Below are 25,198 nucleotides of genomic sequence, written 5' to 3' on the forward strand. Positions count from 1 at the left end.
CAGGCATGATCGTGCATGTTTCGCATGATTCCTCCCTTTTGGGGAGGGTGTCACCCGGCGAGCTCCTCCGCCCGGTGCGCCAGCCACAGGTCGTGCCGGGCGCTCGGCGACTGGAGCAGCGAGCGCTCCAGCAGCGCCTCGACGCGGGTCAGCCGCTTGCGGGCGCCCGGTACGGAGATGCCCAGCGCGGCGGCGGTCGGGACGAGTTGGGCGTCGTGCTCCAGCCAGACGCGAACGGTGGCGCGTGCCCCCGGCGGGGCGTCGGGTCCGGTCAGCGGGCCGAGGTGGGCACGGGCCCAGTCGGTCAGCCGGGGATCGCGCAGCACCCCGTCGAGGTCGCTCTCCCGCTCCGCGCCCGCGCCCGGGCCGCTCCCGCCCGGAGTGAGGCGCAGGGCGAGCGACAGCGCGGACTGGTCGGCGAGGCGCGCGAGGTCCAGCCCGAGCAGCGCCTCGACGAGCTTGAGCCGGCCCGCCAGGGTGTTGCGGTGGATCTTCAGCAGGCGGGTGGCGTGCGAGGTGAAGTTCAGCCAGGCGTGCGCGGTCGCGCGCAGCTCCTGCGCTCCCGGGTCCTGGGCCCGCTTCGGTTCGTGACCGTGCAGCGGGGCGAGCAGGTCCCCGGCCCAGCCGGCCCCGGCCGCGTGCGCGGCGAGCGCCAGCTCGGGGCCCGGCCCGAACCGGGCGTGCCGCTCCCGGCGTCCGCGGGCGACGGCCAGGGCGTGGAAGGCCTGGGTGTAGGCGGCCGGGGCCTCCCGCAGGGCCGCCTCGGCACTGACCCCGACCACGGCGTCCCGGGCGACCCCCACCAATGCCCCGGCCAGCGGATCGTCGTCCGCCGCGGCAGGTCCGGTCGGGACGAGCACGATGAGATGGCGTACGTACACGGGGCAGCGCACGGTCCAGGCCCGGCCACCCGTCAGCTCCGCGCACAGCCGGGCCACTTCGCCGCGCTGCCCGGTCCGGCATTCCACGACGTACATCCGCATCGGATCGGGGAGCGAGGGCCCCAGCGCCTCCGCGATCTGCCGGGCGATGGAGAGCCGGCCGTTCATCAGCAGGTGCAGCACCGCCTCGCGGGCCCTCGATTCGGCGATCCGGGCCCGTTCCTCGCGCCGCGTGCCCTCCTCGGCGCCCAGGACGAGAGCCAGGGGTACGGCGGCGTCGGCGAGCAGCGTGGCCGCTTCGGGGGGATGCGGCAACGGCAGTACGGCGGCCAGCGCGCGGCGGTCGTCCAGCGCGAACAGCAGCGTCGCGGAGCCCTCGCCCTCCAGGACGGCAGAGCGCAGGCCGCGGGCGCCCATCTCGGCGGCGCCGCGCAGGGCGGACGCCGGCACCTGCGCGGCCCCGGGGGCACGGCCGGCTTCGAGGGCGTGACCGGTGGCGGGGGCGTGATCGGGGGCGTGACCGGTGGCGGAGGCGCGATCGGTGGCGGGGGCGGGGGCGGGGGCCTGGCCGACGTTTGCGGCACGGCCGACACCGGCGGCCAGGCCGGATCCGGAACCGTGCGCCCGCTCGGCGTCCACCACTCCGACCCATCCTCCGAGCCGGATGGTGAGCCATGCGAGCAGGCCCGCCGATCCCCCGGTGTGGGCGAGCCGGTGCAGCCTCAGGACGTCGTCGGAGCGGGACACCGGCGCATTCAACCACCCTGCGCCCACTGTGCGCTGTGATACCCGTCTCGCCGGGTCACTGGGCAGGGCGAACCCTGTGTTCGGGTGGGATCCCGCCTAGGTTTGCCCATGAGCGGTCGGACCCCGACGCGAAGCGGAATATCGCAACGGGGGAACGTCGGGGTCCTTCTCGCTCGTGCCGGCGGCGGCATCGGCGACGGATCGTCACATCCTGGCGGCCGCGCTGCGGATGGCCTCACGGATGCGGACGTAGGTGCCGCAGCGGCAGATGTTGGCGATGGCGTCGATGTCCGCGTCGGTCGGTTCGGCGGTGCGCCGCAGCAGCGCGACGGCGGCCATGATCTGACCGGGCTGACAGAAACCGCACTGCGCGACGTCCTGTTCGAGCCAGGCCTCCTGCACCGGGTGCAGTACGTCCCCGTCGGCCAGCCCCTCGATGGTGGTCACCGACTTCCCCGCGCAGGCGGAGACGGGCACCACGCAGGGCCGGACGTCGACGCCGTCGAGATGGCTGGTGCAGGCCTTGCAGACGTCGACGCCGCAGCCGTACTTGGGTCCGTGGACGCCCAGCATGTCGCGGAGCACCCACAGCAGGGGCAGGTCGTCGGGGGCGTCCACGGTGACGCTGCGCCCGTTGACGGTGAAGGTGTGCGAGGGCACGGCGTACTCCTGCGGTCAGCGCGGGTAGGGGGTGAAGTCGACGTCGAAGTCGAGGGGGAAGCTGCGCGGCTTGGAACCGGTGGCCCGGGCCCAGGCGTTGGCGATGGCACCGACCGCCGCGGGAACCCCGAGCTCGCCGGCGCCGCCCGGCTCCTCGCCGGTGGCCGGGAGCACGAAGACCCGCACGTCGAGCGGGGTGTCGCGCTGCCGCGCCCAGTGGAACTGGCTGTAACTGCCCTCCATCGGCAGCCCCTTGTCCAGGTGGATGCCGGCGCGCAGCGTGGTGGAGATCGCGTCGGTGAGGCCGCCGATCATCTGGGCCTCCAGTCCGCGCGGGTTGACGGGCAGGCCCACGTCCACGGCGATGACGGCCTTGGTGACGCGGACGTGCTCCGGGTCGCGGGTGTCGATCTCCACGAGGCAGGCGGTGCGGGACTTGTACTCCTCGTGGAAGGCGATGCCCTGCGCGCGGCCCGCGCCCATCGGGCGTCCCCACTCCCCTTCGGAGGCCACCTTGTCGAGTACGGCGCGCTGGGCGTCGGTCTTCAGGAAGAGTCGGCGGAACCGGTACGGGTCCCGGCCCGTCTTGGCGGCGAGTTCGTCGACGACGATCTCCTCCGCGCCGCGCGTGTTGGCGGAGTACACCGAACGCCAGGAGGCGGTGGGCACTCCGGTCGGCACCTCGGTCAGCGCCTGCGTGGTGACCCCGAAGTTGTAGGGGGACTTCACGGTGGTCAGGAAGAGGGTCTGGGCGAGGGTGGCGTTGCCGATGCCGAGCGGCAGGTGCGCGGCCGTCGCGGTGATGATCTCGCCGAGTCCGTGCCGGAAGTCGGTCTCGGCGGCCGCGACGCGGTGCTCGAAGGTGAGGACCTCGCCGAGGAGGTGGGTGGCGCGGATCTTGTGGTGGGTGGCGGGGCGCATCCGGCCGTGGCGGGTGTCGTCGACGCGGGTCCACATCAGCTTGACCGGGCGGCGGCAGGCCTTGGAGACCCGCGCGGCCTCCAGTGCGGCGTCGAAGAAGAGGCGCCGGCCGAAGGACCCGCCCGCCTGCACCACGTGCACCTGCACCTTGCCCAGTGGAAGGCCGAGTTCGGCGGCGATCGTCTCGCGGGCCACGATCGGGGACTTGAGCCCGGACCAGATCTCCGCGCGGTCCTCGCGGACGTCCGCGATGGCGCAGTTGGTCTCCATCGGGGCGTGGCTGACGAAGGCGAAGTCGAACTCGGCGTCCACGTACGGGGTCAGCAGCGGCGGCACGAGCAACGGAGGGGTGGCCGCGCGCAGCTTCGTACGGACCTCGGCGTCGGAGAGTCCGTCGGCGGGGCCGGGTCCCCAGGTGACCTCGAGGGCGGCCTTGGCGGTGAGGGCCTGCCCGAACGTCTCGGCGACGACGGCCACCCCGGTCGGGACGGTGACCACGTGCAGGACGCCGGGCATGGCCTGGACGGCGGCGAGGTTGGCGACGGAGCGCACGGCGGCGCCCAGGGTGGGCGGGCGGCGCACCACGCAGGGCTTGGCCCCGGGCACGTCGAGGTCGAGGGTGTACTTCTGGGCCCCGGTGACCATCGCGCGGGCGTCGACCCGGCTGGTGGGCCTGCCGATCAGGCTGTGTTTCGCGGTCTTCTTCGGGGTGGCGCCGAGGACCACGAGCGCGGGGTCGGCGGCGGCCGCGGCGAGACCGCCGTAGTCGGCGGTGCGGCCGTCGGGGGCGCGGACGGCGCCGTTCGCGGTGGTCAGCGTGGCGGCGGACAGGCTCCAGCGCAGGGCGGCGGCCGCGACGAGCCGGGCCCGTGCGGTGGCGGCGCACTGGCGGACCGGACCGTAGAGGGAGCGGATGGAGTTGGAGGAGCCGGTGAGCTGGTTGAACAGCAGCTCGGGTCGTGCGTCGTCCAGCTCCACCCGTACGTTCGCCAGCGGTGCGTCGAGCTCCTCCGCGACGAGCATGGCCACGGCGGTGGTGAGACCCTGGCCGACCTCCTCCCGGGGCAACCGGAAGCGGATGGTCCCGTCCGCCTCCACGGCGAGCGCCAGCAGGGCCGAGGTGGGCGCACCGGCCAGGATGAACAGGTCACCGAGGTCGATGACGTCGGCGATGGCGGGCAGGCTCGGCACCACGGCGTGGGCGGGCTGCGGGGCGACCGCGTCGAGGCCCGCGCGCGTCACCAGGGCCAGGGTCGGTGCGGCGACCAGGTGGGTGAGGAAGGAGCGACGGCTCTGCCCGGTCATTTCGTCGTCCCCACCCCGCACGGGTCGGCCCCCGCGGACCGGCTCCTGATCATTACCGGCACGTAGAGTAGCCATCAGGGGGTGCGGTGGGAAGGGGGGACCGACCCGGCGCCGATCCCTCGTTCGGGGGACGCCTGGCGCGGCGGCTTGATCGGGGTCCGAGACGGGGTGAATGCGGTACGGGCCCTCGTACGTCTCGGCCGTACGAACGAGCCGGCCGTTCCGGAGGGCCTTTTTCCGGACGCGGGCGGACGATGGAAGGGACGAGAAGGAGGTGCCCGGCTATGGCCACATTCATGGATGTCCACACGGGCATGAAGGGCATCACGAGCGAGCAGCTGATGGCCGCCCACAAGGCGGACCTGGCGATCGAGAAGGAGGAAGGCGTCCACTTCAAGCAGGCGTGGGCGGACCCGGAGTCCGGCACGGTCTACTGCCTCTCCGAGGGCCCTTCGGCCGATGCGGTCCGGCGGATCCACGAGCGCACGGGACACCCGGCGGACTCGATCCTTCCGGTTCCGGTGATGGTCACCTGACGGCTCCCTGACTGGATTCGTTCGCACACGAACGCCTTCCGGTGGGACGGCCGAGAGGCCTAGGGCATATGCCAGAAGCAAGACCGTTGCGGATGTTGCCAAACGCCTTACACGCAGTCGCGGCCTGTGCAACAGTCGTTACCGGTCCTTCCTTCAGACTTGGCCGTGCCGCGCCTGTATCGGAGTTCTCATGCCGTCCCACCTGTTCGCGGACCGTCCCGCGCAGCCGCCCGAGCCGGGATCGGTGGACGCACTGATCTCACAGACCCGACGGCTGCGGGGAGAAGTGGACGCGGTGCGCCGCGACACGGTCGTCGACGACGACGATGCCCAGGGCCGCTGGCAGCGAGCTCTGTGCGACCTCGCCGTGCACCACCTCGACGACCTCGGCGAGCACCTCGGCCAGCTCAAAGAGGGTCTGCCGCCGGCGCCCGAGGCCATCGAGCTCCCCCAGGCGGCGCCCGAGACCGGCCCCGAGGCCCAGACCCGGGTCGGCAGCGCCGAGTGGAACCTGCTGACCGACGAGGTCAGCTGGTCCGACGAGCTCTTCCAGATCTTCGGCCGTTCCCCCGAGGCGGGCCCGCTGCCCCTCGACGAACTGGGCTCCACCCTGTTCTCCGAGGACCAGCCGCTGCTGACCGCGTGGGTGACGGCCTGTCTCGTCGACGGCAAGCCGATCGACGGCGAGTTCCGCATCGTCCGGGCCGACGGCCGCGTCCGGACGTTGCACATGAGAGGCGAGCCGGTACTCGACTCCGACGGATGCACGGCCTCCATGTGGGCCGTGCTGCGGGACGTGAGTGAACTGCGCCGCAGCCAGCGGGCGGTGCGCGAGTCACGGGACTCGCTGCAGCGCCGGCGGGAGATCGCGCAGACCGAGCACCGGCTGGCGGTCGAGCTGCAGGAAGCCGTGCTCCCCCCGTGGCGCGGCTCCCTGCGGCTCCCGCACGGCAACGCGGGCACGCTGGACGTGGCCGCGCACTACCTTCCCTCCGCGACCAGCGCGCTGATCGGCGGCGACTGGTACGACGCGCTCGAACTCTCCGACGGCAGCTCGATGCTGACCGTCGGCGACCTGACCGGGCACGGGGTGACCGCCACCTCCGGGATGGCGATGATGCTGGGCGCCCTGCGGGGCATGGCCATGGCCGGGATCGAGCCGGGCCCCCTGATGGGCTGGCTCAACCAGCTCCTGGAGACCTCCGTCCAGCCCGCGCTCGGCTCGGCCGTGTGCTGCCGCTACGACGCCGACCGCCAGGTCCTGACCTGGGCACAGGCCGGCCACCCGGCCCCCCTGCTGATCCGCCACGGATCGGGCCGGTCCCTGCTGCCGCCGGAGGGCGTGCTGCTGGGCGCGACCTCGGGGGCGGTCTACGGACAGGCCGAGGAGCGGCTGGAACTGGGCGACGTACTCGTCCTGCGCACGGACGGACTGACCCCGCGCAGCATCGAGTTCAGCCGGGCGGACGGTACCGAGCGGCTGCTGGCCCTCGCGCCCCGGTTCTCGGCGGCGCGGTCGGCGCAGGACTGCGTGCGGATGGTGATCGAGGAGTTCGGCGAGAGCGAGCGCGAGGACGACGCGTGCGTGCTGGTCGCCCGTGTCGGCGGATAGCCGCTGCCGTTCATCGGGGCCGCGCCGCCAGGCGCGGCCTTTCTCGTCTCCGTCGTGGGATGCCGCCCGTGGGCCGTGGACGTACGGGCGGCCGGTGCCCGGCCACGCCCGCCCCTACGCTCCCGTCACGCGTGGCCCGCGCGTCGGCGCGGGGCTGTCGGGGAGGGCCATCTCGATCTCCTCGCGGAGGTCCTCGATGCGCGAGTACCCGGAGTACTGGCCGGTGAGCCGGTACATCTCGCGCAGCCGGTCCCACGTCCGGTGCGAGGAGGTCTCGTTCATCGACACCAGGGCCAAGCGGGCGTAGCGGTCCGCCTGTTCGGGATCGTCGGCGATGAAGCAGGCCGAGGCCATCGAGATGTAGTCGAAGATCTGCGAGCGCTGGTAGCCGTCCCCGCGCAGCCGCAGGGCCTCCCTCGCGTGGCGTGCCGCGATCGGCGCCGCCGTGGCGTCGTGGTCGGCGAGGGTGCGGTACGCGAGGGCCTGCATGCCGTGCAGGTCCGCCTCGTCGAAGTGCTGCATCCAGCTCGGCGGCGGGACGTCGCCCTTGTCGGACACGAACAGCTCCTCCGCCTCGCCCAGGGTGCGGCGCATGGCCTGGCCCTTGCCCATGGCGGCCTGTGCCCAGGCCTCGATGGTGTGCAGCATGGCGCGGGTGCGGGGCAGCGTCCGCTCCCCGGAGCCGGACTGCGCGAGCTTCATGAGGTCCAGGGCCTCGTTCGGCCGGCCGAGGTGGACCATCTGGCGGGCGGCGCGGGACAGGGCCTCGCCGGCGCGCGGCCGGTCGCCGCCTTCACGGGCCGCGTGGGCGGCGATGACGAAGTACTTCTGCGCCGTGGGTTCGAGGCCCACGTCGTGGGACATCCAGCCGGCGAGCACCGCCAGGTTGGCCGCCACCCCCCACAGCCTGCGCTGGAGGTGGTCGGGGTGGTGGTAGGCCAGCATCCCGCCGACCTCGTTCAGCTGGCCGACGACGGCCTTGCGCTGGAGCCCTCCGCCTCTGGAGGCGTCCCAGGCTCGGAACACCTCGACCGAGCGTTCCAGTGCCTCGATCTCCTGCGAGCCGATCGGGGCGGCCTCGTAGCGGTCGAAGCCCGCCGGGTCGGCCTGGAAGGCGTCCCCGAAGTGCTGCGCCTCCTTGGCGAGGGCGGGGTCGGTGTGGAGCCAGTCGTACATGGCATTGCTGAGGGCGGAGCCGGCGGTGAGCGCGGCACCCGCGCCCATCAGACCGCGACGGTTGAGCATGAGGTCCATTCCCGTGAATTCGGTGAGGACCGCGGCTGTGCGTTCGGGCGCCCAGGGCATTCCGTCGGGGTTCTGCCGATCCCCGTCCGGTTGCCGTCGTGTGGTGCGCCGCTGCCGTACGAACCCGAGGTCCTCGTTGGTCACGACACGACCGAGCCGCTCGGTGAACAGTGCTGCCAGTACCGTGGGCACCGGTTCGCGCGGGGTCTCCCCCATGTCGATCCAGCGCCGCACCCGCGAGGTGTCGGTGGCCAGCTGGGGGTGGCCCATGGCCGCCGCCTGCCGATTGACCATCCTCGCCAGTTCGCCCTTCGACCAGCCGGCCAGGCCGAACAGGTCGTTCAAGCGGGTGTTTGGACCCTTGCTCACGTCAAGCCCCCAGGTTCTCGGCTGAGTTGACAGTAACCCCCCGCCACGCCCCCACGGCATATTCGCCAGGCTTCGCCAGGGCACGCCCGATGGTTCGCCACCTACCGCCGGGTGTCAGGTAGGAATGCGCCTCCCCGACCCGGTTCACCGGCGGAACTCCCCAGGGTGAAGTACGGGATCCGGCGGGGTGGCGTACGAACCCAGTCGGCGCACGAAGGGATCCGTAAAGCCATGTACGCAGCAACGTCCTCCGTGTCCGCACCTGTCCGGCCCTACCGCACGCTCCCGGCGGGCGGCGGCCCCTACCTCGACCCCGGCCGGCCCGCGTCGGCGGCGCAGGGCGCCGCTCGGGCGCGGCGGCTGCCGGGAGCCGGGTCGCAGCCGCTGAGCGGAAGGATCGACCTCTCGGGGCCGCAGGGGGCGCAACTGCGCACCGCGCTCGCCTCGGTGCAGCGGATCTGTCCGGAGTTCGCGCCGGTGCAGGTGCTGCGGCGCAGCGGCCGCTCGGTCCTGCTGGTGGGCACGACCGGACGGATGACCGCCGTCGCGAAGGTTTTACTGGACCATTCGCCGGAGTGGCGCGAGCGCTACCGGCACGAAATAGCGGCGTACCGGACGTTCGTCCGGCACCGCCCTCCGGTCCGCGTACCGCGGTTGATCGCGGCCGACCCGGAGAACTGCACGCTGGTGGTCGAGCGGATGGCCGGCCGGGTCGCGGCGCTCCAGCGGCACCCGGTGGAGCCGCCGCCGCGGGTGGACCTGCGGGCCGCCCTGGGGGCCGTGTGCCGGGTCAACCAGTGGCGTCCGCCCACGGAGTTGTTCGGGACCCCGGTGAACTACGGGCGGCGGATCGCCCGCGACTACGAGTTGGGGCTGCTGACCGACCGGGACCTCGGCGACCTGCAGAAGCTGCTGCACGGCGTGAAACTGTCGGGTACGGCCCTGCAGTTCAACCACGGTGACGCGCTGCTGTCGAACCTGTTGCTGTCCCCTGCGGGGCCGGTGCTGCTCGACTGGGAGCACGCGGGTTGGTACCTGCCCGGCTACGACCTGGCCACGCTGTGGACGGTGCTGGGCGACGCTCCGGCCGCCCGGGCGCAGATCAGCCGGCTCGCCCAGGCTGCCGGTCCGGCGGCTCGGGACGCCTTCCTGGTCAACCTGATGCTCGTGCTGACCAGGGAGATCCGGATGTGCGAGACGGCGGTGCAGCGCTCCATGCTGTCCACCGCCCCGACCCAGCCGCTCCCGGCGGGCTCCCTGTCCTCGGGTGAGGAGCAGCGCCTGCTGCTGCGCCGCCTGCACGACGACGCGGGCATGGCGCGCAGAGCGGTCCGGGCGGCGGTCGGCACCCGGTAGGTCCTCCGCAGGCTCCGCCACCCCGGCCCCGGCCCCGATCCGTCCCCCGCCCCCCAGACGCGAAGTCCCGTGGCTCCCACCGCCGCGGGACTTCGCTCGTGTGCGGGCGGCGGCCCGGTAAGCCCCTGGTCTGACGCCTCTCCCCCGTACGGGGGGAGCGGACCCCCCTCGCGGGGGATCCGCGCGAACCGGGGTGGCTGCGATCTTCGGAGAAGAGTGGGCAACAGGTGCCCGCGGCCACTCCGGAGGTCCCGATGACCACGCATGCCGACGACGCGCCCCCCCGGCGGGCGCCCGCGCCGTGGGGGTGTGCGCGCCGCCTGGAAGGCCGCGCACACCCCGGTCGCGGGGGTCCCGCGCCACGCGCGGATCGCCGCGGCCGCGATCCCCTTCACCGTCCTCCCGTCGTGCGTCTGGCGCCTCGGGGTGCTCTTCGTCGACCATTCCGCCGCGGACAGCGGGACGCTGCCGGGGTGGCTCCCGCTCGACGTGTACATCGTGGTCCTGTCGGTCTTTTCCGAGCTCCTGGCTCTGACCGCGCTGGGGTTGGTCGCCGCGTGGGGCGAGGTGGTCCCGCGCCGGATCCCGTTCCTGGGCGGGCGACGGATACCGGTGGCCGCCGTGGTCGTCCCCGCGGCGCTGGGCGCCCTGGCGCTGACCGCCCTGTGGACGGTGCTCACGGCGGTGACCCAGGTGGCCGGGACCACCATCCAAGGCGATCCGCTACCGGCCGACTTCCCGAGCGAGGCGGGCGGCTGGAGCTCCGTTTGGTTCTACGTCTGCTACGCCCCTCTGATGCTGTGGGGGCCGCTGCTGGGCGTAGTGACGGTGGCGTACTGGAGGAGGCGGCGCCACATGCCTTGACATCACATGATCCCCCGAACACCTTTTCTGACTCAGCATCAGACATGCTGGAGCCACCCTCGCCTTCCCACTTCGCTGGAGCCTGCCCATGTCCGAAAGCGCTTCACGCACGCCGTCGGAAGCCCTCCCCTCGAGACGTACGGTCATCGCCGGCGCGGGAGTCGGGGTCCTCGCCGCCGCCGTGCTGCCGTCCGCCGCCGCGCGGGCCGCGGACGGTCCCCCGCTCGGCGAGTACGACGTCGTGGTGGTCGGTTCCGGGGCCTCCGGGATGACGGCCGCGCTCACCGCCGCCAAGCGGGGGCTGAGCGTGCTGGTCGTCGAGAAGGCCCCCACCTTCGGCGGATCGGCCGCCCGCTCCGGGGCCGGAATCTGGCTGCCGAACAACTCGGTGATCCTCGGCGCGGGGGTGCCGGACACCCCGCAGAAGGCGGCGACGTACCTCGCGGCGGTCGTGGGGAGCGAGGTGCCTGCCGACCGCCAGGCGGCCTTCCTGTCCAACGGGCCGCGGATGCTGGACTTCGTGATGGCCAACAGCCCGCTGAAGTTCCGCTACATGGAGGGCTACAGCGACTACTACCCCAACCTGCCGGGCGGCCTTCCGAACGGCCGATCCATCGAGCCGGACTACATCGACGGCAACATCCTGGGCTCCGAACTGGCCCGTCTGAACCCTGCGTACATGCCGGTCCCGGCCGGGATGGTGGTGTTCAGTCAGGACTACAAGTGGCTGAACCTCGCCGCGGTGAACGCGAAGGGACTCGCCGTGTCGACGGAGTGTCTGGCACGCGGCACGAAGGCGGCGTTGTGCGGGGAGAAGCCGCTGACGATGGGCCAGGCCCTCGCCGCCGGTCTGCGGGCCGGGCTCATGCGGGCCGGGGTGCCGGTGTGGCTGAACAGTCCGCTGGTCGACCTGGTCCAGGAGGGCGGCGCGGTCACCGGGGTGGTCGTCGAGAAGGCGGGCGTGCGGGGCACCGTGCGGGCGCGGCGCGGGGTGATCATCGGCTCGGGCGGTTTCGAGCACAACGCGGAGATGCGGGCGCAGTACCAGCAGCAGCCGATCGGCACCCAGTGGTCGGTGGGTGCGAAGGAGAACACCGGTGACGGGATCCGGGCGGGGCAGCGGGCGGGCGCCGCGTTGGCCCTGATGGAGGACGCGTGGTGGGGGCCGTCGATCCCGCTGCCCGGGGAGCCGTACTTCTGCCTCGCCGAGCGGACCCTGCCGGGCGGGCTGATCGTGAACGCGAACGGGGCTCGGTTCGTCAACGAGGCGGCCCCGTACAGCGATGTGGTGCACGTGATGTACGAGAAGGACCGGGGCGCGGTCGGCTCGCACATCCCGGCGTGGCTGATCGTGGATCAGAACTACCGCAACAAGTACCTGTTCAAGGACATCCTGCCGACGATCGTCTTCCCGGACTCCTGGTACGAGGCGGGGGCGGCGAAGAAGGCGTGGAGCTGGGACGCGCTGGCCGGCCAGATCGGCGTTCCGGCGGCGGCGCTGCGGGCGACGCTCAACCGGTTCAACGCGCAGGCGTGGAGCGGCAACGATTCCGACTTCCACCGGGGGGACACGGCGTACGACCACTACTACACGGACCCGGGGGTGACGCCGAACTCGTGTCTGGCTCCGATATGGGCTCCGCCGTTCTACGCCTTCAAGATCGTGCCGGGGGACCTCGGCACGAAGGGCGGGATCGTCACGGACGCCCGCGCGCGGGCGCTGCGGGCGGACGGCTCGGTGATCAGGGGCCTGTACGCGGCGGGCAACGCCAGCGCGGCGGTGATGGGCCACAGCTATGCGGGGGCCGGGTCGACGATCGGACCCGCGATGACGTTCGGCTATGTGGCGGCGAACGACATCGCGGACGCGTGACGTCGTGGTGTAGCGGCTGCTAGCCCTGCTGGAAGAGCTCGGCGGGGAGCGGCTTCAGGAGCGCGTAGAGGTCATCGGTGATCGGGCGGTCCCAGCTGGCGATGGTGACCAGCACGTTGTCGCTGCGGTCGAACTGGACGCAGGAGATGCGGGACTCCGACAGCTTGATCTTCCGGACGATCAGGAGGTTGTCGCCCTGCATGACGGGGCAGTCCTCGATGCCGGTGACCTCGACGTCCTCGTCGTTCTCGAGCGCGTCGAGGAGCTGGGCCACCTCGAAGGGGATCTCTCCCTCGGCGAGGTCCCTCGCGGGGGAACCCTCGGGGAGGTTGCCGATGATCATTGCGGGGCCGCGTCCGCCGAACAGGTCGTAGCGGAGGAAGACACCCTGGCAGCTGCCGTCGGGCGCGGGCAGCAGCCCGGCCCCGAGATTGCCCGGCCAGTCCCCCGGGTCCATGGCCAGGACGTCGAAGTCCGGGCCGGCGGGTGTGGCGGCGCGGTGGCGGCGGAGGAAGGACATGCCGCCATGGTACGTGGCCGCGCGGCTTTTCCCGCCCGGGGCCCCTCATCCCGGCCGCCCGTCACCGGTGGCGCGCGTCGCGCGACCTCGACGCGGGCGGGGCGTGATCCGACCACGCCCACTGTGAACACGTTCAATGCGATGGGCGGGCCGGTGTACCGCCACCGGCGGTGATCGCCACCCCCGCCGCGGAGGCCGGGGCAGCCGCCCCGCGCGGCGAAGCCGGCCGGCTCCGGCAGCCCTCCCGAGCCCCGGACGCGCGCACCGGGGTGCGCCCCGCGGGCGGCGGCCTACCTCGCGTAGGCCGCCAGGGCGGCCGGGAGGCCGGTGAGGTCGGTGCCGAGCTTGCGGCAGGCCGTGGAGAGCTCCCAGTCCGCGGCCCCGTCCGAGTGCGGGTCCGGGTGCGGGTCCGGATGCGGGTCGGCCGCCGGTTCCCCGGTCGGGTGCGCGGACACGTGCGCCTCCGGCACCGCCTCGCTCCGCACCGCGCGTTCCGCCGCCCGGAGCTCGTCCTCCGTGAGGCGGTCCTCCCCGAGCGGGACGAGCGACGGACCGCCGCCCGGGCCCGCCAGGATGCCGGCCGCCTCGGCCGCCAGGCCGTCGGCTCCGCATTCCCGCGCCGTCACCACGGCCCGCCCCAGCAGCTCCTCGTCCCGCAGCTCCGTGCCGAGGGCGGCGAGCGCCCGGGCCAGTTCGTATCCCGCCGGGGACGTGGCGAGCCGGGCCACCGCCTCGCGCAGCAGCTCCGCCCGGTCGGCGGGAGCCGCCACCTCGGCCGCCACGCGCAGGGCCTGGCCGATCGCCGACGGGGCGCCGAAGGCGCGGGCCCGCCGCAGGGCGTCGCCGGCCAGGGCACGGGCCCGCTCCGGGTCCTCGCCCGCCACGGCCCGGGCGAGGTGCAGCTGCCACGGGCACCACGCCGGGTTCTGGATGCCGCGCGGGGTCAGCCGGCGGTCGACCTCCTCCAGCTCGGCCGCGGCGGCCTTCGCGTCGCCCCGGGCCAGCAGCAGTTCGGCGTACACGGTCTGGGAGTCCGGGAAGACCACGGCCGCCGGGAAGGGCCGGCCGAACTCGTGCTCATGCGCCAGCTGCCAGGCCTCGTCGGTCCGGCCGCGGGCGAGCAGTGTCGTGATCAGGATGGCGATGGTGTACCAGTGCACGGGCGTTCCGCGGCCCACGCGCTCGGCGAGCTGCAGCCCGGCCCGGGCCAGTTCCTCGGCCTCCGCGAGCCGACCGCGCCGGAAGCGGATGTAGGCGCGCAGGCTGTACCCGAAGGAGAGGTGTGCCCCGCGCCAGCCCTGCCGCTCGAACTCGGCCGTGCCCGCTTCGAACAGATCTTCGGCCCGGCCGGGGCGGTCGGCGTACATGTGAGCCATGGCCACGAGCACGGGGACCTCGAAGCCGCGGTCCTCGTACGCCCAGCTGAAGCCCTTTTCCAGGACCCGCCCGGCGTGGTGCAGGACCACGTCCACCGGTTCGCCGCGCAGGCAGGCGTCCCAGGCGCGCAGCCCGATGACGTACCGCTCGGTGAGGTCGCGGCCGGTCAGCCGGTCGGCGAGCCGGGCCAGGCGGCGGGAGCGGGCCGGGGAGTCGGTCTCGGCGGCGTTGAAGGCGTCCCACATGAACTGCTCGGACTGCAGGCGCAGCCGGGCGCGTGCGTCGTGGGTGTTCGGGATCTCCCGCGCGAGGGATTCGGATGCCTCGGCGAGGCGGTCGCTGTGGGCGAGGACCTGGGCGAGCCGGATGACGATGCCCTGGCGCAGGGCGGGGTCGTCCACGGGCTCGGCGAGGGCCGCCCGCAGGTGGTTGACGGTGTTGGCCGGTTCGGTGAGCAAGGAGGCACAGCCGAGTTCGTAGAGCACGGCGGCGCGTTCGTCGAAGTCGGGGGGTTCGAGCAGGGCGCGGGCGAGCTGGCGGCGGGCCGCTTCGGGGGCCCCGGCCCGGAGGTTCTCGCCTGCGGCCTCGCGCAGGATGCGCACCACCCAGGGGTCGTTCTCGGGGTGGGTCTCCAGGAGGTGGCGGGCCGCCGCGGAGGGGCCGAGTCCGGCGTCGATGACCGCCACGGCGGCCTTGCCGTGCAGGGCGACGCGCAGCGCGTCGGGGATGGCGCGGTACAGGGCGGTGGCGATGAGCGGGTGGACGAACTCCAGCCCCGCGTCACGCTTTTCGGAGACGGACGATTCGGTGGCGGCGGCGGACAGGATGCGGGCGTCCCGCAGCCGTCGCGTGGCGTCCACGGCCTCCTCGGCTCCGAGGGCGGCGACCCGGGCCGCGAGGTCCTGCGGGATGGCGGTGCCGAGGACGGCGCAGGCCCAGGCGAAGCGGACGGTGGAGGGGCCGAGGCGTTCGAGGCGTTCGACGAGGCCACTGCCGCGCTGTGCGGCGGCGAGGTCGCGCAGCAGCGGGGCGCTGGCCTCGACCGGGGCGAGCCCCTTGTCCTGGATCTTGGCGGTGAGTTCGACGGCCTCGAAGGGGTTGCCGGTGGTGACGGCCCAGGCCTCCTTGCAGAAGGCGTCGTCGGCGTGGTCGCCGATCGCCTCGCGGACCAGGGCGGCCACAGCGGGCTCGGTGAGCGGCGAGAGGGAGAGCGGGCGCTGTCCCGCGCGGCCGGGCAGCGTACGGAAGGCGTCGGCGTGCGCGGGCAGTTCGTCGGGGCGGTACGCGACGACGAGGAGCAGCGGGAGGTGCTCGGCGCGGGGCGCGTACGCGGCGAGCCATTCGAGGGATTCGGGGTCGGCCCAGTGGGCGTCGTCGACGACGAGGGCCACGGGGGCGCGCTTGACGACGAGGTGGGTGAGCACCCAGTCGAGTCCGTCGCGCAGGCCCTGGGGGTCGGGCGGTGAGCCCTGTTCGGGGGCGCAGAGGCCGAGGGCCGGGCCGACGATGGAGTACCAGCTGCCGAGGGCGGCGCGCAGTTCCCGTTCGGAGTTCCCGGCGAGCTGGGGCTGGATGAGTTGGCGGGCCACGTGGAAGGGCTGGCTCTGCTCCTGCTCGCCGCCGCGCGCCGCGAGGACGGTGCAGGAGCGTGCGTGGGCGCGGCGGCGCAGTTCGGCGAGGAGGGTGGTCTTGCCGAGGCCGGCGGGTCCGGAGAAGGCGAGGAGTGCGCCGCCGCCGTCCGGTGCGGGGCCGGCGAGCAGGTCGAGGGCCTCGTCGACGATGGCGAGTTCGGTCTCGCGTTCGACCAGTGTGCGCCGCATGCGGGTCCGGCGTTCCGTCATGGCTGGTACCCCCCAGGCCTGTTCGGGGGCATCAGCGTACGCCCGCGCACAGCGGGAGGGAGCCTGCTGTCGGAAAGTTTCCGATCTTCTTTTCAGCTGTTCGCGGAGCGCTCCGCGAGGCCCTCCAGAACGGCGACGGCCTCGGCGGCGCGGTCGGCTGTCACGAAGAGGTGGTCGTGGTGGTAGCCGGCGATGACGTTGCAGCTCAGGCCGTGTGCGCCGAGCTCGGCGGCGAAGGCGGCGGTGAGGCCGACGGCGTCCAGCGCGGAGTGGACGCGCAGGGTGATCCAGCCGGCGGTGTAGTCGTAGGCGAGCCCGGCCGCGTCGGCCTCCTCCTGCCGCAGGACGAGAGTGAGCCCCTCGCGCTCCCGGATCGTGGCCACGGGCGCCGTCCCGGCCGGGACGGCGGTGCCGGGGACGGTGCAGAACACGTAGACGCCGTCGTTCAGTTCGGGCCGCATGCCGCTCAGCAGTTTCCGCAGATCGCTCTCGCCGCTCATGGCCGTCAGCCTAGGCGGTGCCGATCACGTGCCCTCGTAGACGCGACGGTGCCACCAGGCGTAGGGGCGGCCTTGCCGGTCGGGCCCGATGCGGAAGGGGACGGACGCCGGCATCGTGCGGCGGCGGAACTCCGCGTCCAGTGCGCGCAGTACGCGGCCCAGCGCGCGCCGGGCCCCGGGCGGGAGCCCTCGGTACAGTTCGGCCAGTTCGTCCCGGACCAGGGCGACGTCGTCGCGCGCGCAGCCCGGGCAGGACTCGCACAGGGACGGGGCGAGCCGGAGTCCGTTCCCCGGGCGGCGCAGGAAGTCCCGGTACGTGCTCAGCAGGGTCTCGACCTCGTCGGCCCGGCCCCGTAGCGCCCAGTGGACTTCCGCGCTCGCGGCGGGCGACAGCCGGTCCACGGGCGGCAGTTCCCGCGCCCAGGCGGACGGCCGGCGGCCCTCGAAATCTCCTCGTGCGGCGCGCAGCGCGCCCGGCCGTCTACGCGGCATCGCCCTTTCGGCGGTTGATCGTCACGCGCCCATCGTGGCGGGCCGACCGATCGCCGGGCAACGGCTTTATGCGCCGCGACCCGCTGCCCAGCGGCCGGACGGCGGGTCACGGCGGGGCGGGCGACGCCTACGTGAGGTCGAACTCCCCGCCCCGCGCGCCCAGTACGAACTTGCGCCACTCGTCCGGCGCGAAGATCAGCGAAGGGCTCTCGGGGCGCTCGCTGTTGCGCATCGCGATGAAGCCGTCCACGAAGGCGATCTGGACGTCGCCCGCTCCCCGGCTGCTCGACTGCCAGTCCGCCTCGGTGAGATCGAGGTCCGGCTTCCCCCAGCCAGCGAGGGGCTGTGAAGTCATGCTCTCTGCCACGTGCGTGCTCCTCCCGGTACGTCGTCCGGGGCCAAGGTTAACCACCGCAGCGGGTGCCGCACAGGCCACGGTGGGTCACCCTGACCGGTCCGGCACCCCCCGCGGCCTGTCAGCCGGTGGGCTCCTCCGCCCCCACCAGCCACATCGCGAAGAACTGCGCGCCGCCGCCGTACGCGTGTCCCATGGCCCGGCGGGCTCCCGGGACCTGGTGTTCCCCGGCCTGGCCGCGGACCTGGAGGGCGGCCTCCGCGAAGCGGATCATGCCGGAGGCGCCGATCGGGTTGGTGGAGAGCACGCCCCCCGACGGGTTGACCGGAAGGTCCCCGTCGAGTTCGGTGACGCCGGCCTCGGTGAGCTTCCAGCCCTCGCCCTCCTCCGCGAAGCCGAGGTTCTCCAGCCACATCGGCTCGTACCAGGAGAACGGCACGTACATCTCGACCGCGTCGATCTCCCGGCGCGGATCGGTGATCCCGGCCTGCCGGTAGACGTCGGCCGCGCAGTCCTTTCCGGCCTGTGGGGAGACGAAGTCCTTGCCCGCGAAGAGGGTCGGCTCGCTGCGCATCGCCCCGCCGTGCACCCAGGCGGGCGGCTTCGGCGAACGGGCCGCGCCCGCGCGGTCGGTGAGGATCATCGCACAGGCCCCGTCCGAGGAGGGGCAGGTCTCGGAGTACCGGATCGGGTCCCACAGCATCGGCGACGCCTGGACCTTCTCCAGGGTGATGTCGTGCTCGTGCAGGTGCGCGTACGGGTTCTTCAGGGCGTTGCGGCGGTCCTTGTAGGCGACGAGCGAGCCCACCGTGTCGGGCGCGCCGGTGCGCCGCATGTACGCGCGCACGTGCGGGGCGAAGAACCCGCCCGCGCCCGCCAGCAGCGGCTGCTGGAAGGGCACGGGGAGGGACAGCCCCCACATGGCGTTCGACTCGGACTGCTTCTCGAACGCGAGGGTGAGGACGGTGCGGTGGACGCGGGCCGCCACCAGGTTGGAGGCGACGAGCGCCGTGGAGCCGCCGACCGAGCCCGCCGTGTGCACGCGCAGCATCGGCTTGCCGACGGCGCCGAGCGCGTCCGCCAGGTAGAGCTCGGGCATCATCACCCCCTCGAAGAAGTCGGGGGCCTTGCCGATGACGACCGCGTCGATGTCCGCCCAGGTCAGTTCGGCGTCGGCGAGGGCGCGGGTCGCGGCCTCGCGGACCAGTCCGGCGATGGAGACGTCGTGGCGGGCCGCGACGTGCTTGGTCTGGCCGATCCCGACGACGGCGACCGGTTCTTTACCCGTAGTGCTCACCGAGCGTCCCCTTCCAGGACGGCGACCAGGTTCTGCTGGAGGCAGGGGCCGGAGGTGGCGTGGGCGACGGCCCGGTCGGACTCGCCGCGGTGGATGCGGGCGGCCGCCTCGCCGATCCGGATCAGGCCGGCGGCCATCATCGGGTTGGCGGCGAGGGCCCCGCCGGAGGGGTTGACGGCGACTTCTTCGCCGAGGCCGAGCGCCTTGCGGAGCACGACCTCCTGGGAGGAGAACGGCGCGTGCAGCTCCGCCGTGTCCACCGCCGCCTCGAAGACGCCGGCGCGTTCTGCGGCGATGCGGGTGGACGGAGAGTCGGTGAGGTCGCGCACGCCCAGGCTGTGGGCCTCGATGCGGTGGTCGATGCCGGTGATCCAGGCGGGGCGTTCGCACAGTCGGCGCGCGGTGTCGCCGGCCGCGAGGACGACGGCGACGGCGCCGTCGCCGATCGGCGGGCAGTCCCCGGTGCGCAGCGGCGCGACCTGGTAGTCGCCCTGCGGGACGGCGCCGCGCAGCTGGGCGTGCGCGTTGGCCTCGGCGTCGGCCCGGCTGCGGGCGCCGATCGCGGCGAGGGCGGGTTCGTCGGTCTCGCCCGCGTCGATCAGTGCCTGGGCCTGGAGGGCGGCGAGGGCCACCGAGTCGGGCCAGAGGGGAGCCACGTAGTACGGGTCGAGCTGGCGCGTCAGCACGTCGCGCACCGAGCCGGGCGAGGACTTCCCGTACGAGTAGACGAGCGCGGTGTCGGCCTCGCCTGTCTGGATCTTGACCCAGGCCTCGTACAGGGCCCAGGCACCGTCCATCTCGACGTGCGACTCGGAGATGGGCGGCCAGGCGCCCACCCCGTCGAGGGTCATGGTGAAGGAGAAGGCCCGGCCGGCCAGGTAGTCGCTGGAGCCGGAGCAGGTGAAGCCGATCTCCCCGGCCTTCAGGCCGGTGGCGGCCAGCACCTGGTGCAGGACCGGCATGACCATCTCGACTTCGCTGAGTTCGGAGGTGTCGCGGCGGTGGTCGCTCTGCGCGAAGGCGACGACGGCGACCTCGCGGGCGTACCTCGACGGCGTCTTCGGCATCAGATGAGCTCCTTGTACGCGTCGTAGTCCGCGTCCGGTTCGCCGGTGGGTCGGTAGTGGTCGGGGTAGCGGCCGCCTTCGGTCCAGACCGGTTCGACCCGCAGGCCCATGCGGACCTGGTCGTACGGGATTCCGCCGATCCGGCCGTGCAGGGCGAGGCCGGCGCCGTCGAGGGCGATGTGGGCGTAGACGTAGGGGACCTCGATGTCGAGGTTCTTGGCCTTGATGTTGACGATGCAGAAGGTGGTGACGGTGCCCGCCGGTCCGACCTCCACCTGGTCGGTGGTGGCCACTCCGCAGGTGGGGCAGGCGCCGCGCGGCGGGACGTACACCTTGTGGCAGGAGGGGCAGCGCTCGCCGACGGTCTTCTGCTCGGAGAGGGCGGCGATGTAGGCGGTCTGGGCGCGGCCCGGGCTGTAGGTGTAGTCGAGGCGGGCGCGGGCGACGATGCCGTGGACGGCGTCGTCGAAGGCCCCGTCGTGCGGGGTGCCCTCGCCGACGTCGAGTCCCTCGTACGGCTCGAAGCAGGCGATGTCGGTGATCGCCCCGATGCGGTCCGCGGCCCAGCGGATCCGGACCCGCATGCCGGTGCGCACGGAGTCGGGGCCGGGTGCGTCGAGGGCGTGGAGGAGGGCGGTGTCGGCGCCGTCGAGCTTGACCAGCACCCAGGCGAAGGGGGTGTCCAGGGGCTGGTTCGGCCGGGGGTGGCCGTTCCAGGCCCAGGTGGTGACGGTGCCGGTGTCCGCGACCTCCACGAGCTCGCGGATCTCCTCGGCGGTGGCGGGGTCGTACTCGACGGGCGGCACCATCACCGCGCCGCCGGTGGTCTTGACGCCGAGTACGACGCCTTCGCGCAGTCCGGTCAGGAAGGCGCTCTGGACGGGCCCGAGCGACCGGGTGAAGGGGAACTCGACGACGAGGGGCGCGCGGAGCACCTCCGGTGGGGAGGCAGCTGTCATGGTGGCTCTCCGATGCGTTTGATTCCGGTACGGGCGGTCGATGCACACGGGCCCGGGCGGGCCCACTCCCCCGTCTGACGTCTTGCACGGTCCCCGCCCCGGCGGCCAACTCCGGCTTCGCCGGGCCCGCTTCAGCCTCGCCGGCGTTTGAGGCGCGGGGTCCCGGGGCAGAGTCCCGATCCCTCGGCCCCGCCGGGCCATGCGCACGCCCCGCCGGGGCAGAACCCAGCCCCGCCGGCGATTGAGGCGCGGGGCCCGGGGCAGAGCCCCGGCAGCGGCGCCGCACCCTCACACGCCACGGCACGGCACGGCACGGCGGCCCGCGCACCGCGGCGGCAGCGCCGCAAGAGGCTACTCGCGGCGGTACAGCGGCGGCCGCTTCTCCGCGAACGCCCGCGCCCCCTCCTTCGCGTCCGCCGTGTCGAAGATCGGCCACCCCCGCAGCAGTTCCGCCGCCAGGCCCTCCGTCTCCGTCAGCTCGGCGGACTCGTACACGGAGGCCTTCACGGCCTCCACGGCCAGCGGCCCGCACGCGTTGATCTGCTCCGCGATCTCCAGCGCGGCATCGAGCGCCGTGCCGGCCGGCACCACCCGCCCGACCAGTCCGATCCGGGCCGCCTCCTCGGCGGAGTACGGGCGCCCGGTCAGCAGCATCTCCAGGGCGTGGGTGCGCGGGATCTGGCGCGGCAGCCGCACCGTGGAGCCGCCGATCGGGAAGAGCCCCCGCTTGACCTCGAACAGTCCGAAGGTCGCCCCCTCCCCCGCCACCCGGATGTCGGTGCCCTGGAGGATCTCCGTCCCGCCGGCCACGCAGTACCCCTCGACCGCCGCGATCACCGGCTTGCGCGGCCGGTGGTGGCGCAGCATCGCCTTCCAGTGCAGGTCGGGGTCGGCCTTGAGGCGGTCGCGGTACGAGTCGCCCGCCATGCCCTTGCCGGCGAGCGCCTTGAGGTCCATGCCGGCGCAGAAGTCCCCGCCCGCGCCGGTCAGCACCACCGAGCGGATCTCGTCGTCCGCGTCCGCTTCGAGCCAGCCGTCGTACAGGCCCACCAGAAGCGGCAGCGAGAGCGCGTTCTTCGCCTCGGGCCTGTTCATGGTCAGCACCAGCGTGGCACCGTGCCGCTCCACGGTCAGGTGTTCCGTCCCACCCATTGCCGTCCTCCCGTCTCAAGACCTAGAACAGGTTGCAGTAGGGGCGGGTGCAGTTCAATAGTTTTCTGACACCCAGTCAGATTTCTTGGGCGGCGCCCTTCCCAGTTGTCTTCGACGGCGCTCTAATGACCGCCGAGCAGACCAGCCATGCGCGTCACGCGTCAGGAGGAACGGTGGAGTACAACCTTGCCGACCTGTTCGAGTCGGTCGTGGACGTGGTCCCGGACCGCGAGGCCCTCGTGTACGTGGACCACCCCGGCACCGGCGCCGAGCGCCGTCTGACGTACTCCGAACTGGACATGGCGGCGAACCGGATCGCGCACCACCTGCTCGACAGCGGCCTGAAGGCCGGCGAACACCTGGGCCTGCACCTCTACAACGGGGTCGAGTACCTGCAGACCGTACTGGCCTGCCTGAAGGCCCGGTTGGTACCGGTGAACGTCAACTACCGGTACGTGGAGGAGGAGCTGGTCTACCTCTACAACGACGCCGATCTCGCGGCGCTCGTCTTCGAGGGAGAGTTCACCGAGCGGGTCGCGGCGGCGCTCCCGCAGACCACGAAGCTCCGCCACCTGATCCGGGTCGGCGCCACCCCCGAGGGCGCACCGGAGCCCGCGATCGCCCCCGTCCCGTACGAGGACGCCGAGGCCGCCGGTTCACCCGAGCGGGGGTTCCCGCCGCGCAGCCCCGACGACCTGTTCATCATCTACACGGGCGGCACCACGGGCATGCCCAAGGGCGTGATGTGGCGGGCCGAGGACCTCTTCTTCGCGGGGCTGTTCGGTGGCGAGCCGTCGGGCGAGCCGGTGAAGCGGCCCGAGGAACTGGCCGAGCGGGTCGCGGCGCGCGGCGCCGGTCTCACCTTCTTCCCCGCGCCGCCGCTGATGCACGGCACTTCGACCCTGACGTCGTTCGTGGCCTTCAACTACGGCCAGCGGATCGTCATCCACCGCAAGTACGCGCCGGAGGAGGTGCTGCGCACGATCGAGAAGGAAAAGGTCTCCAGCGTCTCCCTCGTCGGCGACGCGATGCTGCGGCCGCTCATCGACGCCCTGAACGGGCCGCTGAAGGGCACGGACCTCTCCTCCCTCTTCAGCGTCTCCTCGTCCGGCGCCATCATGTCGGACACGGTGAAGGCGGAGTTCCAGCGGCTGGCGCCGAACGTGCTCCTCCTGAACAACTTCGGATCCTCCGAATCCGGCTCCAACGGGCGCGCGACGGACGACTCGGGCCCGGAGAAGGGCTTCCGGCTGGAGGTCAACGAGCGTACGCAGGTGGTGGACCCGGTCACGCACGAGCCGGTGGAGGTGGGCGTTCCCGGGCGCCTGGCGCAGCGCGGCTACGTACCGCTCGGCTACTACAACGACCCGGCGAAGACGGCCGAGACCTTCTTCCGGCGGGGTTCGGAACGCTGGGTCCTGCTCGGCGACATGGCGACCGTCGACGAGGACGGCATCGTGACGGTGCTCGGCCGTGGCTCGCAGTGCATCAACACGGGCGGCGAGAAGGTCTATCCGGAGGAGGTCGAGCAGGCGCTGAAGTCCCACCCGGACGTGTACGACGCGCTGGTCGCGGGCGTCGCGGACCCGAAGTGGGGCAACCACGTGGCGGCGGTGGTCCAGATCCGGGCGGGCGCCCCGGAGCCGACCCTCGACGAGATCCAGTCGCACTGCCGCACGAAGCTGGCGGGCTACAAGATCCCCCGCCAACTGGTGATCGCCCCGGCCATCCAACGCTCCCCGAGCGGCAAGGCGGACTACCGCTGGGCGAAATCGATAGCCACGCAAGCCGACACGACCGACTGACCGGCAATCCGTTCACCCACCGGCGCTTGAGGCGCGGGCTCCGGTGCGGGGCCCCGGCAAGAGCCCCGCACCCACCCACCCCGACGAACACACCCCAGCCCCGCCGACGCTTCGCCACGGGGCCCGGCGCAGCGCCTGCAGGGGCGCCGCACCCACCCACCCGGCCGGGCACACCCCAGCCCCGCCGGCGCTTTGCCGCGGGCCCGGGGCAGCACCCGGCAACGGCGCCGCCGGCCCCCCCCCCCCCCCCCCCCCCCCCCCCCCCCCCCCCGGGGTTGGGGGGGGGGGGGGCGGCCAGGCCGCTGACGACTTCGCGTGGATTCCGCAGCAGGGGAATGCCCGACGCCGCCCACCCGCCCGGGCACACCCCAGCCCCGCCGGCGTTTGAGGCGCGGGGTCCGGGGCGGAGCCCCGGGGAACGGTGGAAGGGCGGGGCGGGGAGCTGCTCCGCGCAGCGGCACCCCGCCCCGCACAGGCACCGCCCGCCCGACCCGGCCCCGCCAAGCCCGCCGCGCACCGGTACCGCCCCGCCCGACCCGGCCCGCCGCGCACCGACCCCGACCCCGGCACCGGCACCGGCACCGGCACCGGCTCCGCCAGACTCAGCGGCCGGAGGCCAGGAACCGCTCCACCCGGGCCGAGAACCACCCCGCGTCGTCCAGCCACGGAAAGTGCACCGCGTCCGCCTGCACGTCCACCACCCCCCGCGCGAACAGCTCCGCGACCTGCCCGGCGAGGGCCGGCCGCGGGTTCCCGTCCAGCCCGCCGGCCAGCACCAGGACCTCCCCCTCGACCCGCCGCAGCCCCGCCCTGGTGGCCGGCGGGTCGAAGGCGCCCGGCCCCGCGTAGGCCCCGGCCGCCTTCTCGTTCTGATCCTCCGCACCCGCCGCCCAGTCGGCCCGGGCCGCATCGTCCCACCGGCTGTAGAACAGCGGCGCGGCCGCCTCCCAGGCCTCGTCACCGTCGGCGCCGCCGCCGAGGATCCCCTCGTACGCCTCGATGGCCCGGTCGTACAGCTCGGTGCCGGCCCGCAGCCGGGCCGCCTCCAGCCGGTGCTCCGCGGTGACCGGGAGGTCCACGGCCCAGGCGGTGGGGGTGACCAGGACGATCCGGCGCACCCGGTCGGGGTGCGCGGCCGCGTAGAGCAGGGCGAGGTTGCCTCCCGCGGAGTGGGCGAGGAGGTCCATGCGCTCCAGCCCGAGATGGGCCCGCAGCGCCTCGACGTCCGCCACCTGGTGGTCGACCCGGTACGTCGACTCGTCCGCGGGCACGGCGGAGTCGCCCGTGCCGCGCAGGTCGAGCAGGATCAGCCGCCGTCCGGCGCCCAGTCCGCCGAGGTCACCCAGGTAGGCCGATGCCCGCATGGCGCCGCCCGGGAGGCAGACCAACGGTTCACCCCCACCCTTGAAGTGGTAGGCGAGTTCGGTTCCGTCATACGTGGTGAAGGTAGGCATGCGGACCATC

20 protein-coding genes are annotated in these 25,198 nt (G+C 73.3%); 6 read left to right on the forward strand and 14 right to left on the reverse strand.

Features of this window, described 5'->3' with window-relative positions:
* Nucleotides 1-50 precede the first annotated feature (50 nt).
* From ACFYZL_RS10040 to ACFYZL_RS10050, 3 genes are all read right to left on the reverse strand, one after another.
* Complete coding sequence (locus ACFYZL_RS10040; RefSeq protein WP_388677772.1) at nt 51-1,628, reverse strand: helix-turn-helix domain-containing protein; 1,578 nt, start codon at nt 1,626-1,628, stop codon at nt 51-53.
* A gap of 204 nt (nt 1,629-1,832) precedes the next feature.
* Nucleotides 1,833-2,288 carry a (2Fe-2S)-binding protein gene (locus ACFYZL_RS10045; protein ID WP_384752373.1) on the reverse strand — a complete coding sequence of 152 codons (456 nt, stop codon included), beginning with the start codon at nt 2,286-2,288 and terminating at the stop codon, nt 1,833-1,835.
* Between the two features lie 15 nt (nt 2,289-2,303).
* Nucleotides 2,304-4,514 (reverse strand): molybdopterin cofactor-binding domain-containing protein, encoded by a 2,211-nt coding sequence (locus ACFYZL_RS10050; RefSeq protein WP_388677775.1) that lies wholly within the window; start codon nt 4,512-4,514, stop codon nt 2,304-2,306.
* A gap of 284 nt (nt 4,515-4,798) precedes the next feature.
* Between ACFYZL_RS10050 and ACFYZL_RS10055 the strand changes: the two genes are divergently transcribed.
* Nucleotides 4,799-5,050, forward strand: coding sequence for an SCO4226 family nickel-binding protein (locus ACFYZL_RS10055; protein WP_384752379.1), 252 nt, complete (start codon nt 4,799-4,801; stop codon nt 5,048-5,050).
* A gap of 190 nt (nt 5,051-5,240) precedes the next feature.
* A complete protein-coding gene (locus ACFYZL_RS10060; protein WP_388677778.1) occupies nt 5,241-6,662 on the forward strand; it encodes a PP2C family protein-serine/threonine phosphatase in 1,422 nt (473 codons plus the stop codon).
* Nucleotides 6,663-6,776: 114 nt separating this feature from the next.
* On the opposite strand, the gene ACFYZL_RS10065 is transcribed toward ACFYZL_RS10060, so the two are convergent.
* On the reverse strand, nt 6,777-8,276 hold the full coding sequence (locus ACFYZL_RS10065; protein ID WP_384752384.1) for a hypothetical protein: 1,500 nt from the start codon (nt 8,274-8,276) through the stop codon (nt 6,777-6,779).
* Nucleotides 8,277-8,507: 231 nt separating this feature from the next.
* Between ACFYZL_RS10065 and ACFYZL_RS10070 the strand changes: the two genes are divergently transcribed.
* The 3 genes from ACFYZL_RS10070 (at nt 8,508) to kstD (ending at nt 12,369) form a co-directional block, all read left to right on the forward strand.
* Nucleotides 8,508-9,632: an aminoglycoside phosphotransferase family protein gene (locus tag ACFYZL_RS10070; RefSeq protein WP_384752387.1), complete on the forward strand. Its 1,125-nt coding sequence runs from the start codon at nt 8,508-8,510 to the stop codon at nt 9,630-9,632.
* A 309-nt stretch (nt 9,633-9,941) separates the two neighbouring features.
* Nucleotides 9,942-10,496: a hypothetical protein gene (locus ACFYZL_RS10075; protein ID WP_388677783.1), complete on the forward strand. Its 555-nt coding sequence runs from the start codon at nt 9,942-9,944 to the stop codon at nt 10,494-10,496.
* 88 nt (nt 10,497-10,584) lie between these two features.
* Nucleotides 10,585-12,369 carry a 3-oxosteroid 1-dehydrogenase gene (kstD, locus tag ACFYZL_RS10080; protein ID WP_388677785.1) on the forward strand — a complete coding sequence of 595 codons (1,785 nt, stop codon included), beginning with the start codon at nt 10,585-10,587 and terminating at the stop codon, nt 12,367-12,369.
* A 19-nt stretch (nt 12,370-12,388) separates the two neighbouring features.
* On the opposite strand, the gene ACFYZL_RS10085 is transcribed toward kstD, so the two are convergent.
* From ACFYZL_RS10085 to ACFYZL_RS10125, 9 genes are all read right to left on the reverse strand, one after another.
* Nucleotides 12,389-12,889 (reverse strand): hypothetical protein, encoded by a 501-nt coding sequence (locus tag ACFYZL_RS10085; RefSeq protein ID WP_384752396.1) that lies wholly within the window; start codon nt 12,887-12,889, stop codon nt 12,389-12,391.
* A 290-nt stretch (nt 12,890-13,179) separates the two neighbouring features.
* Entirely contained in the window at nt 13,180-16,107 is a 2,928-nt protein-coding gene (locus ACFYZL_RS10090) for an ATP-binding protein (RefSeq protein ID WP_384752399.1), read from the reverse strand.
* A gap of 92 nt (nt 16,108-16,199) precedes the next feature.
* A complete protein-coding gene (locus ACFYZL_RS10095) occupies nt 16,200-16,607 on the reverse strand; it encodes an ACT domain-containing protein (RefSeq protein ID WP_384752401.1) in 408 nt (135 codons plus the stop codon).
* A gap of 24 nt (nt 16,608-16,631) precedes the next feature.
* Nucleotides 16,632-17,099, reverse strand: coding sequence for a hypothetical protein (locus ACFYZL_RS10100; RefSeq protein WP_388677789.1), 468 nt, complete (start codon nt 17,097-17,099; stop codon nt 16,632-16,634).
* A 127-nt stretch (nt 17,100-17,226) separates the two neighbouring features.
* Nucleotides 17,227-17,454: a DUF397 domain-containing protein gene (locus tag ACFYZL_RS10105; RefSeq protein WP_376659906.1), complete on the reverse strand. Its 228-nt coding sequence runs from the start codon at nt 17,452-17,454 to the stop codon at nt 17,227-17,229.
* Nucleotides 17,455-17,575: 121 nt separating this feature from the next.
* Nucleotides 17,576-18,751: a thiolase domain-containing protein gene (locus ACFYZL_RS10110; protein WP_384752407.1), complete on the reverse strand. Its 1,176-nt coding sequence runs from the start codon at nt 18,749-18,751 to the stop codon at nt 17,576-17,578.
* The gene (locus ACFYZL_RS10115; protein ID WP_384752410.1) at nt 18,748-19,818 is read right to left on the reverse strand and encodes a thiolase domain-containing protein; all 1,071 of its coding nucleotides are present in this window, start codon (nt 19,816-19,818) and stop codon (nt 18,748-18,750) included. The genes ACFYZL_RS10110 and ACFYZL_RS10115 overlap by 4 nt, the downstream gene beginning before the upstream one ends.
* On the reverse strand, nt 19,818-20,777 hold the full coding sequence (locus ACFYZL_RS10120; protein WP_384752413.1) for a Zn-ribbon domain-containing OB-fold protein: 960 nt from the start codon (nt 20,775-20,777) through the stop codon (nt 19,818-19,820). Before ACFYZL_RS10120 ends, ACFYZL_RS10115 begins: the two co-directional genes overlap by 1 nt.
* A 351-nt stretch (nt 20,778-21,128) precedes the next feature.
* Entirely contained in the window at nt 21,129-21,929 is an 801-nt protein-coding gene (locus tag ACFYZL_RS10125; RefSeq protein WP_384759123.1) for a crotonase/enoyl-CoA hydratase family protein, read from the reverse strand.
* Nucleotides 21,930-22,102: 173 nt separating this feature from the next.
* On the opposite strand from ACFYZL_RS10125, the gene ACFYZL_RS10130 reads away from it, so the two are divergent.
* A complete protein-coding gene (locus tag ACFYZL_RS10130) occupies nt 22,103-23,734 on the forward strand; it encodes an acyl-CoA synthetase (RefSeq protein ID WP_388677794.1) in 1,632 nt (543 codons plus the stop codon).
* A 602-nt stretch (nt 23,735-24,336) separates the two neighbouring features.
* On the opposite strand, the gene ACFYZL_RS10135 is transcribed toward ACFYZL_RS10130, so the two are convergent.
* Entirely contained in the window at nt 24,337-25,188 is an 852-nt protein-coding gene (locus ACFYZL_RS10135; protein WP_384744061.1) for an alpha/beta fold hydrolase, read from the reverse strand.
* Nucleotides 25,189-25,198 lie beyond the last annotated feature (10 nt).

The sequence above is a fragment of the Streptomyces sp. NPDC001717 genome, assembly GCF_042892775.1.
In the GTDB taxonomy this organism is placed as follows: domain Bacteria; phylum Actinomycetota; class Actinomycetes; order Streptomycetales; family Streptomycetaceae; genus Streptomyces.